This is a genomic window from Planomonospora algeriensis (assembly GCF_977012225.1).
Genome location: NZ_CDRNDK010001032.1, coordinates 1 through 646, shown reverse-complemented (window position 1 = coordinate 646; position 646 = coordinate 1). Strand labels below are relative to the sequence as shown.

Below are 646 nucleotides of genomic sequence, written 5' to 3'. Positions count from 1 at the left end.
GGGGCTGAGATCGCCTCTTGAGGGAGCCCGCGGCTCTCCTTGATCATTCCTGTTGTCTAGGCAAGAACGACAACAGAAGAGCCGCGAGCATGGTCAACGATACGACCCGGCTGCTGGGCCTGGAGGGCCTGGCCGTCACCGAGGTCCTCCCCCGAGATGAAAGCGCAGGCCAGGGACCGATCGTGCACCTGGCCACCGACGATGAGGACGCCCGCGCCTGCCCGGAATGCGGGATGCGGGCGCATCGGATGAAAGAGTGGGTCACCACCCGCCCCCGGGACCTGCCGGTCGCCGGACGCGTCTGTGAGCTGCGCTGGCGCAAGCGCCGCTGGTACTGCGACCATGCCGCGTGTGCCCGGGGCACGTTCACCGAGCAGGTGCCGCAGGTTGCGGCCCGCTCCCGGCTGACGGCGCGGCTGCGCGGTGCGGCCGGGGCGGCGGTGTCCGACGGTGGGCGCACGATCGTGCAGTCCGCCCGTGATCACGGCCTGTCGTGGCCGGTGGTGGCGGCGGCGTTCACCGCGCACGCGCTGCGCGTGCTGCCGGCCGAGCCGGAACCGGTGGCGGTGCTGGGCATCGACGAGGTCCACCGGGGCCGGCCCCGCTGGCTCTGGGACGAGACGGCGCAGGCGTGGACGGTCGCGGT

The 646-nt window shown here is 72.4% G+C and carries 1 protein-coding gene; it reads left to right on the top strand.

Annotation, left to right across the window (positions count from 1 at the left end):
• Nucleotides 1-89: 89 nt before the first annotated feature.
• Nucleotides 90-646 (top strand): transposase family protein (locus ACWJ6R_RS37620; RefSeq protein ID WP_449066749.1); only part of this gene is annotated, 557 nt, incomplete at its 3' end.